General features: G+C 66.7%; 3 protein-coding genes. 2 read left to right on the top strand and 1 reads right to left on the bottom strand.

Annotation, left to right across the window (positions count from 1 at the left end):
* Positions 1–231, top strand: a 231-nt coding sequence (locus FVW20_RS11895) for a gamma-glutamyltransferase (protein WP_196609785.1), incomplete at its 5' end; no start/stop codon positions are given.
* A 3-nt stretch (positions 232–234) separates the two neighbouring features.
* Here FVW20_RS11895 and FVW20_RS11890 read toward each other — a convergent pair.
* On the bottom strand, positions 235–777 hold the full coding sequence (locus FVW20_RS11890; protein WP_196609784.1) for a nucleoside/nucleotide kinase family protein: 543 nt from the start codon (positions 775–777) through the stop codon (positions 235–237).
* Between the two features lie 168 nt (positions 778–945).
* Here FVW20_RS11890 and FVW20_RS11885 point away from each other — a divergent pair.
* On the top strand, positions 946–2,775 hold a 1,830-nt coding region (locus FVW20_RS11885; protein WP_196609783.1), incomplete at its 3' end, for a Cache 3/Cache 2 fusion domain-containing protein.

Below are 2,775 nucleotides of genomic sequence, written 5' to 3'. Positions count from 1 at the left end.
CCGCGCTGGCTGCTGGGCCGAACATGGGGAGACGACGCCGTGCACCTGCGGCTGGAGGGCCGCATCGCCCCGGATGTTGCCGACGCGCTGCGCGCCGCCGGGCACCCCGTGCGCATGGTGGGCGACCACGATCCGGTCATGGGCCATGCCGGGGCCATCGTGCGCCATCCGGACGGCACGTTGGAAGGTGCAGCCGACCCGCGTGGCGACGGCTGCGTGGCCGCGTGGTGATGCTCAGGCCACTCCCAGATTCTCGCACACGTTGACCACCAGTTGTTCCGGCGTTCTTCCGTCCGGCAGCAGAAAATGCAGCACGCCCATGCACAGGGTTTCCAGTTCCAGCGCCTCGCGGCAGAACTTTTCGCCCGCCTCGCCGGAAAGCCCCAACTCCGCGGCCAGCCGCACCGGGTTGGTCATCATGTAGAACACCCGGGCCCCATCGCGCAGGCATGCGCGCAGGTGTTCGTCACGCACGGCGGAAACGGGCGCCGCAAGCACCAGTCCGGTGCGGCAACACAGTTCCGTCACCACCTCGTGCGCGGCGTCGTCATCCGGCGTGGCCGCCTGCATGCCGAAACGTTGCGCCACCAGTTCCGCCAGTTGCCGCCTGCCGCTGCCCGGCAGCCCCAGGATCACGATGCGCTCCGCCTCAGGGGTGAAGGGGGGCCTGCGCCCCGCGCGCGACACCGTCATGGTCGCGCCGGCATCTCCCACGTCCTGCTTGCGCATGACGAACCCGGAGGTATCGAACCTGTCCTTTCCCGCGCTTCCGCTCATTCCGCACTCCTGCCTGAATGTATCATGTTGATTTTGACGCTTCTTTGATTAACACTATCCAACACTCACAGAGCCAGACACACTCGTTTCACACCGGGGCCGCATTCCGTCCGCGCGGCGTTCTTGCGTGGCGCCGTCTTGCGGTCCCCATCAGCCTTGGGGGACTCCATGTTCCAGCGAATGCGTTTCAGCACCAAATTCTACCTGGGCAGCGCCGCCATCGTGACAAGCACCGTGGCCTTCATGGCCATCGTGCTCACCATCGTCGTGCGGGGCGACCTGGTGGACCTCGGGCAGCTCAACCTGAAGTCCGCCACGGACAATCTTGTCTCCACCATCGAGATGCAGCACGCCATCACGCAGGAAAAGGTCACCTCCGACCTTGCGCTGTTCGAATCGCAACTGCTGGCCGATGGCCCGCTGAGGTTGCGCAAGAACGACGTGCAAAAGGCCGACGTGGTCAACCAGGTCACCAGACAGAAGGAAACGGTCGAAATGCCCGGCCTGTTCCAGTATTCCCTGCTTGGCCGCAAACCCATGCGCGACAACAACGAGGTGGTGGACCGCGTGCAGCAGATGGCGGGCGGCGCCGCCACCCTGTTCCAGGTGCTGCCCGGCAAGCTGGTGCGCATTGCCACCAACGTGCGCACGGCGGACGGACAGCGCGCCGTGGGAACCTACATTCCGGAAGACAGCCCCGTCTACAAGGCTGTCATGGCAGGCCATACCTACACGGGCCGCGCCTTCGTGGTGAACGACTGGTACATCACCGCCTACAGGCCCGTGCGTGACGAGGACGGTGCCATCATCGCCGTCCTCTTCGTGGGCCGCCCCATCCGCACACCACAACTTGTCGAAATGATGGACAAGGTGCGCGTGGCGGGTGCGGGCTACGCTTTCGTCTACGATGCCTCGGGCATGATTCTCCACCATCCCGCGCTGCGCGGCAAGACGCTGGAAGAAGCGGGCATCGCCCCGTTCTTCAAGGACGTGAAGGACGGCCCCGTGGAATACACCATGGACGGCGTGCCCATGCGCGCCTACGTGCGCCATTTCGAACCGTGGGACTGGCGCGTGGCAGTGCGCATGACCCGCACGGAAATGGTGCACGGGCTGGATGCGCACCTCTTGCAGAGCGCCGCCGCCATCGCCGTGGTGTCGCTGGGCGTGGCCCTGGTCTTCGTGTTCGGGCTGCTGCGCACCGTGTCGCGCCCGCTGGGCACCCTGCGCCGCTTCACGGCGGAAGTGGCCAAGGGCAACTACGACGCGGCCATCGACTACCTGGCCGACGACGACATCGGCCGCACCATCGGCGGCGTGCGGGCCATGGTGGCCGAGATCAAGCACCGCCTGGGCTTTTCCAACGGCATCCTGCACGGCATGACCATGCCAAGCTACGTGGTGGATACCGATGGCCGCATCAGCTACGTGAACCAGGCCATGCTGGACCTGCTGGGCGTTTCCGGCACGCCGGACGAACACCTGGGCAGCGATGTGGCCCTGTTCTTCTACGGCGAGGCCGGGCGCGATACCGTGGTTGGCCGCTGCATGCGTGAACGCCGGGCCATCCTGAACGCGGAACTGACCCTGTCCCGCCGCACCGGCGGCACCGTGCACACCCGGCTGGACACCGCCCCCCTGCTGGATCTGGACGGCAACCTCATCGGCGCGTTCTCCATCTTCGCCGACCTGACGGACATCAAGGCCCACCAGCAGGAGATGGAGGCCAAGAACACCCTTATCAGCGAGGTGGCCGCCGAGGCGGACCGCATCTCGCAGGTGGTGGCAGAGGCAGCCGCAGGGCTTGCCCGTCAGGTGGAACGGGCCGAACGCGGGGCCGACGTGCAGAAGGCCCGCGCTGGTGAGGCCGCCAGTGCCATGGACCAGATGAACGCATCGGTGGTCGAGGTGGCCCGCGCCGCCGAAGAGGCCGCCGCCAGCGCCGACGAGGCCCGCGCCAAGGCCGAGGACGGCGCATCCATCACCCGCGAGTCCGTG

This window comes from Nitratidesulfovibrio oxamicus, assembly GCF_015731765.1.
GTDB lineage: Bacteria > Desulfobacterota > Desulfovibrionia > Desulfovibrionales > Desulfovibrionaceae > Cupidesulfovibrio > Cupidesulfovibrio oxamicus.
This window is presented reverse-complemented; position numbering and strand designations above follow the sequence as displayed.